General features: G+C 58.3%; 3 protein-coding genes and 2 pseudogenes. 1 reads left to right on the forward strand and 4 read right to left on the reverse strand.

Annotated features, from left to right (window positions below; all coding sequences use genetic code 11):
* From EN853_RS32795 to EN853_RS32810, 4 genes and pseudogenes are all read right to left on the reverse strand, one after another.
* Positions 1-395, reverse strand: a pseudogene (locus EN853_RS32795) (hypothetical protein); the annotation flags it as partial.
* Between the two features lie 398 nt (positions 396-793).
* Positions 794-2152, reverse strand: a complete 1359-nt coding sequence (locus EN853_RS32800; protein WP_127863026.1) for an MmgE/PrpD family protein — start codon at positions 2150-2152, stop codon at positions 794-796.
* A 652-nt stretch (positions 2153-2804) separates the two neighbouring features.
* Positions 2805-3803: an L-histidine N(alpha)-methyltransferase gene (locus EN853_RS32805; protein ID WP_165349965.1), complete on the reverse strand. Its 999-nt coding sequence runs from the start codon at positions 3801-3803 to the stop codon at positions 2805-2807.
* 633 nt (positions 3804-4436) lie between these two features.
* Positions 4437-5384 (reverse strand): annotated as a pseudogene (locus tag EN853_RS32810) (IS630 family transposase).
* 120 nt (positions 5385-5504) lie between these two features.
* Here EN853_RS32810 and EN853_RS32815 point away from each other — a divergent pair.
* Positions 5505-6533, forward strand: a complete 1029-nt coding sequence (locus tag EN853_RS32815) for an IS110 family transposase (protein WP_127863028.1) — start codon at positions 5505-5507, stop codon at positions 6531-6533.
* Positions 6534-6943: the final 410 nt, after the last annotated feature.

Raw genomic sequence — 6943 nt, forward strand, 5'->3', positions numbered from 1 at the left:
TGCGACCAGGACGGCATTGAGGCGAGCATCATGACTGTGTTTTCGCTAACTGCTTCAGACATTGCCGAGACGATTGCGCGAAAATTTTCATCCACTGGAACGCGACGGATAGTATATCCGAAATACCTTGGCACGCCGGTGCTCACGCGACACCGCACGCTGGCAGGGTGGATGGCATAGACCTCGATGTCGCGCGCCCGCAGCCAGCGCGCCAGCCAAAAGCCGTCGCCGGCCGCCTCATAGGCGACGGCGATCCGCTTGATTGTATGCCCGGCCTGGCCGGCTTCGTCGCGCAGCTTCAACAATGATGGCGCGTCGGCATCAATCTTCTTCAGCGGCTCATGGGGCGCCTCCTTCTGAAGAGTTGGTTCTAACAGCGCCGAAAGATGCCACACCCTCGCCGCTCGCCCATAGCATCTACGCCCCGGGACACGATCAAGGTGGGAATTATCCGTCGCGTCACTGCAGAGAAAGATATTGAGCTTCTGGCTTAGCGATGAGCAGTTTTCGATTGGGCTTGAACGCATCCGAGGCAAGGATGCGCGCTCATGATCGCTGCGTGATCAGTGGTATCGTTCGTGCGGTAGGCGGCGGACGCTGGGCGACGCTCCGTCGGTCTGTGAACCGCGCAAGAAGATCGGCGCGGGGACCGGCTATCCCATTGGCCCCCAGTCTCTTGCTCCGTTGCTTCAGCGGCTGTCCTGACCATAGAGATTGGCCCGCCGGATGGACCTAAAAGAACAGCCGGCGGAAAATAATTCCGGCCAACCCGTAAATCTGGCCGCGGCAAAGATCAGTGATCAAGTGGCGCAACGGTCAAACCGATCAGACGGTTAAGCCCTTTATTGTCCAATCGATCGAATGACAGCGCTATCGCTTCCATCTCCTCGGCCCTGCCATCGCTGATCAAACCGTTCGTGAAATTGACGTATTTGCTGTGGAACTCTTCCGCGCTCATGGGATTGTCGCGATCGCCTTTCGGCGTGCGCGGCTCCGACATGATTTGGCGGCCGTCCTTTAGGTAAAGCGTGACGTCGGCCCAACGCTTACCGACGCTGATGCGGGTGTAGTGCTCGGTTTCAACAAGCTCGGTGGCGTTGGAAATGCGTCGGATTTCTTCATCTTGCAGAACCTCCGGCAAAAGCTCCTGCGGCCCTATTTTGCCACGCACGATCATCGTCGCAACCGGGAACGCGATCGAATAGCTCATTTCGTCCAGCGTCTTCGGGTTGTGACCAGCAAGCCGAACGGCATTGTGAAACGTCTGAATCCGGACACGCGTCACATCGTTGCTGGAAAGGCAGTTGTCATGCATCAAGTCGCGCGCGGCATCGATCGATGGATGCGCCCAGCGACAGACCGGATAGGGTTTGTATGAGGTATCTTCAGCGACACGCCAAGCCTCTCCGAGATCGCACCACCACGGCTCGGCGCTGGCCCCCTCGGCCGTGATCGCCGGCGCGCCAGTGAAGCCGAGGTCAGCCAAATAGGCTGCCATGACGCCCGACGGCGCACCCCAGCCGACGCCGTCGCGCAGCATGGTTGGAAAATCGATGCAACGCATCATTTGGCTGCGAGGACCGTGGTATTCTGCAATGCCCGCTGCATGGCGCGTCTGCTCCTGGCTGAGCCCCAGCAGTCGGGAGACTCCCGCCGCCACGCCGACCGCTGTCCACGCCCCTGAAGTGTGGTAGTCGGAGACGGTGCCGTGAAGCGTCAGACCCGCGCGGTAGGCAACCTCATAAGCAACGGCCAGCGCAACCATGAATTCCCTTCCAGAAATTGCGGCGCCCGAAGACCTAAGCGAATCCGCTACAGCGAGCAGCGCAGGAAACACCGCCGAGCCGGCGTGGCCCTTGCAGGGGCTGTTGTTGTCGTGCCCATCGATCGAATCAATGGTAAAAGCGCCGGCGAATGCCGCTCCCGCCGGGCTGACGGGGCGCCCGTCGAAAATCATCCTGGCCGCGCCGATTTCAGGCGACGACCGCCATAGGCGATCGGCAATCTCCCTAGTGATCGACGAGATCTGCGTGGTTGCCCCCACCACCGCGACGCCGAGCGTGTCTGCAAAACTGCGCCTGAGAATGGCACGGACCTCCTCGGGAATGGCATCGTAGGTCAGGCTAGCGGCAAATTCGGAAAAGGTAATCATGTTAAACCTCGCACAATCTCTGATGCGGCCTTCAACGGGCCAATTCCCAAGATGATAATATTTTCCAGGGACACCTCCATCCTAGATAGCTTCGACACCGCATAACTTGGCAAATTCCGATGCCGTTAGAAGGCGGCTTCACCATCGGGCGACGTGCCGGATCCGCTTGTCGATTAGCCCCGCGCGGGCTTACGGTGCGGAGGCGTCTTCGATTGGGCTGCCCCGCGGCTAACCTCGGCGCCGATGTACGAACAACACGCGGATCAAGGTTACGGCCCTGACTTCGACACTTCTTCGTCCGGCGCCGACGCGAGGTTGCAATCAAAGCAGAATCGCCACGTCCCATTCGACATTTTCCTTCTGAATCATGTGGATCCAGAACCGTCGAGACCGGCCTTACAGATGACGAGATAGGAAAGCATCGTCTAATTCGCGACCGCGCTTTATTCCTGATCTGCGAAAACCGCGTCGGCAGCCCAGCGGCATCGCCGCCATAGACCATGCGCTTAGACATCGTCGTCGGTTGGCCCAGAGACAGAACGTGATCAGTCGGGTCGACTGGCTCAACTCCATCGAAACGAAACATGCCCATGACTAGGGCTCCGCGCTTCCGATTCAATGTCCTCTCTCATCGCATTTTCTCCAGGGGACGTCATGATTCGAGTTCTGTCGGCTCTGCACCGAGTTGAAACAGAGAAACCGCATATTGCTGGCGCGAGTCCGTCCAATGCTGAACCGGGCGGAAATTATACAGACCGAGCAGCTTGTGGAACGCACACAATTCAACCTTCCGCATGATCTCCGTCCTAATCATCTCTCCCTTCTCGAGATGAAAGGAGAAATTCAGACTTTTTAGATTGATCATTTGTTCCTGCATTGCTTCCAGATAGCTCTCCATTCGATACAGCGATTTATTATGGAATGCCACGTGCCGGAACTGGAATGGATCAAAATCTCCACCGAAACGCCAGTTCAAATGTTGCAGGACACATAAGTTGGTCAGAATAGCTGTTTGATTATTGTAGGCCGCCTCTAGAATTTTGGTTTCTTTGTCCAAATCCATCCCGACCAAAAGATAGTCGCCAGAAGACAAAGCCGATCGCGCCGATAGGAGGAGATCATGCAGTTCGTCATCGTGCATGTTCCCCATAGTGCTGCCGAGGCAAACTAAAAGCTTTGGTCCAATTAGATTGGCGACTTGCGCGAGTCCGGTCTGGTAGGTCCCGACAATTCCTAAGAAGTCCAAATCGTCTGTCACGGAGAGAACGTTCTCAGCCGCCCTCTCCAAGATCGAGCGATTAATGTCGATGGCAGCGTAAAAAGTGCGGCCGTGTTCCTTCAAGTAGGCATCAAATAAAAGAGTCGTTTTCTCGGCGTTTCCAGATCCCAGTTCAACGATAAAGATAGGACCTGTGATGTCGGCTATGGACCTTGCATGTTCGGCTAGTATGTCCTTTTCTGTTCTGAACAGGTAATATGTTTCCTCGTGACAGAGACGTTCAAATAGGCGAGAACCTGCATCATCGTAGTAATAAATGGAGTTCACGCTGCGCGGTGATTCCGATAACGACGCCACCAATAAGTCGCCCTTGAATAGCGTTTCTTCGGGTATGTCCGCGCCGAGGATCTCATATTTATTGCGTGTAGCCACTGCGGTTGTCCCGGGACGATGTCGAGCCATACAGATACCTCCATTCAAGAACGGTGTACTGGGGACGCGCAAAAGCCGTGCCAGTTTCGCCGATGAGAGCGTTGGAAAGTCTTTTTCCGAATGTTGTTCAATGACTTAAATGGGGTGCAGTGGAGCAAAAAGCCGTTACATTGTGTGGGGGAGCCGACAGACCCGACAGCAGGGTGTCGGATACCGGCATTGGATCAAGTGTTGGAAGAATGGGCGGCCATGAAGCTGCTGATGAGGCAACCTCGCGATTGCGCTGAATCAGTATGAGGTCATTGGCGTGGTCCCGCGCCACCGTGACGACCGCCCGGGCTTGCCACGAAGGCCGGCATGAGACCTGCTGCGTTGCCGGTGGCCTGGAGCTCCAGACGGGCTACAGGAAGATACGTCACAGACACCTCGGTCAAGATGCGTCCAGAGCGTCGATTGATGATGAGCATTTCGTGAGTGCGTGTTTCGGTCCAGATTCTTTCGGGGCGAAGGGGGATTTGCCTATGGGACCAGCAGTTCAGTTGCCGACAGACAATTCGGCTTCGGAGCTTCGCCGGTTGGCACGGGCTTCGAAGGACGCGCGGCAGAGCAGCCGTTTGCTTTCGCTAGAGCCTTTCAGGTTTTGACGGAAGCATATCCGGCATTGAAGAAGTAATTGCTGCATTCGCCGGGCTGGATTGAGGAGACGAGGCAGCCGACGTGTTGCCATGTCTCCTCGATGGTTCCCTTCTGAGCCACGCGCATCCAGTGCTTGATCTTGGCGAAGGCCTGCTCGATCGGGTTGAGGTCGGGCGAGTATGGCGGCAGATACCAGAGCCTTGCGCCGGCGGCTCGGATCATCTGCCGGACGGCGGCCGACTTGTGGGAGCCAAGATTGTCCATGATGACGATGTCGCCGGGCTCGAGCACAGGCAAGAGCTGTTGCTCGACATAGGCGCGGAAGCACTGACCGTTGATCGGTCCGTCGAAGACGCAAGGCGCCGTCAGCCGGTCGTGGCGCAAAGCGCCGAGAAAAGTCAGCGTGCGCCAGTGGCCGTGCGGGGCAAAGCCGCGCAGGCGCTTGCCTCGTGGTCCCCAGCCCCGCAGCGGCGCCATGTTGGTCTTGATCCACGTTTCGTCAATGAACACCAGCCGTCTCGGATCGAGACCGGACTGCCAGGATCGCCAGCGTTGCCGCCGGCGGGCAATATCAGCACGGGCCTGCTCAAGGGCGAACAGTGTTTTTTTTGAACCGCAGCCCCTCGCGCGCAGGAACCGCCACACCGTATCGTGCGATACCTTCACCCCGCGCGCCGCCAGCTCATCCTTCAACCTGTGCAGCGACAGATGCGGTGTCTGGTTGATCCGCTCCGCGATGAAGGCACGGTGCGGCTCCAGCACGCGCTTGCGATGACCGCCCACCTTGCCGGGCGCGACAGACCCGCTCGAACGGTAGCGCTGAGACCACTACACCGCCGACGATACGGCAATGCCGAAACGAGCTGCGACCGATCGGCAGCTTTCGCCCGCCTCGATCGCACCAACAACACGCTCACGAAGATCATTCGAAAGAGGTCGCGTCATCCGATGCTGGCCTCCACTCCAGCCAGCATCTTGATGGGGTGGACGGCCCCCGACCCAGCGGCATCGCAATGTGCCAAGATGGCGTTGTCAAAGGACCATCAGAGGGAAGGAACCGTCCGCATGCAAGTTATCACGATCGGATTGGATATCGCCAAGAACGTCTTTCAAGTTCACGGCGTCGATAATGCAGGAAACGCGGTGCTCCGTCGAAAAGTTCGGCGCGATCAGCTTATTCCGTTGCTTCGCGATATGCAGCCGTGCCTCATCGGCATGGAGGCCTGCGCGACGGCGCACCATTGGGCGCGGGAGCTGATTGCACTCGGGCATGTGGTCAAGTTGATGCCGCCGGCTTACGTAAAGGCCTACGTCAAGCGCAACAAGAACGATGCGGCCGACGCGGAAGCGATCTGCGAGGCGGTGACGCGACCGACAATGCGGTTCGTGGCTGTCAAATCGGCGGATGCCCAGAGCATTCTGATGCTTCATCGGGCTCGCCACCTCTTGGTTCGGCAGCGCACAGCGCAAATCAGCGCGATGCGGGCGCATCTGGCCGAGTATGGCGTCGTCGCACCGAAGGGCCGGGCCCATGTCCGTGGTCTAATCGAAGCTCTTGACAAGGGCGATGGGCCGCTCCCCGCGATGGCGCGACAGGTTCTTATCCTCCTCGCCCGAACGATCGAAGGGCTTGGCGCACAAATCCGGAAGATCGAGATCGAGCTTCTGGCGTGGTATCGCACGAACCAGGTCTGCCGGCGGCTTTCAACCATTCCCGGAATCGGCTTCATCACGGCGACCGCCCTCGCTGCCACCGTCGTCGACGCAAAAGTCTTCCGCTCCGGTCGTCAATTCGCTGCTTGGCTCGGCCTTGTTCCAAAACAACATTCCTCCGGTGGCAAAGACAGAATGGGAGGAATCTCGAAGATGGGAGATCGCTATTTACGGCATCTCCTCGTCGTCGGCGCCACGGCGGTCATCCGATACACGCGGCGAAAAGCGACGACCGTCAGTACCTGGGCGAACCAGTTGCTCGAGCGTAAGCCGGCACGGCTGGTCACAGTCGCTGTCGCCAACAAGGTAGCGCGGATCGCCTGGGCGGTGATGGCGCGTGAGGAAAACTACCGCGCGACGCCGTCAATGGCTCGAGGGTAACGACGGTCGCGCGAAATGACATCCAGTTTGGGCAGGAGAGAACGACATCAGTGATGCAGATCCGGTCAAGCCGGGGATCGGGAGAACCTGAGTGATTCAACGCGCATCGCAGCGCGGCAGCTTGATGAGGGCCCGATCCACCGACACCATCATGGCCAGCGGCCTGAGGCCGCACAAAAACAGGCCGAACACATGAATGAACCTGACCGCTTCAGTATTGCCATTGTCAGAATCTTCTTGCTCAACGGGGGCCGTCCACACATGAATCACAAAACAGCCTAAACCGGAATCTGGAGGCTTCTGTGAGGTCCGCGGGCACGACGGAGCGGCCGGGTTGGCTGTCGGACCTCATTGCAAGCCGGATTGAACGGAGCCGCGGGCAGGACTGGCGCTATGGGGATTGTAGCCCG

Source organism: Mesorhizobium sp. M1C.F.Ca.ET.210.01.1.1, from assembly GCF_004791585.1.
In the GTDB taxonomy this organism is placed as follows: Bacteria; Pseudomonadota; Alphaproteobacteria; order Rhizobiales; family Rhizobiaceae; genus Mesorhizobium.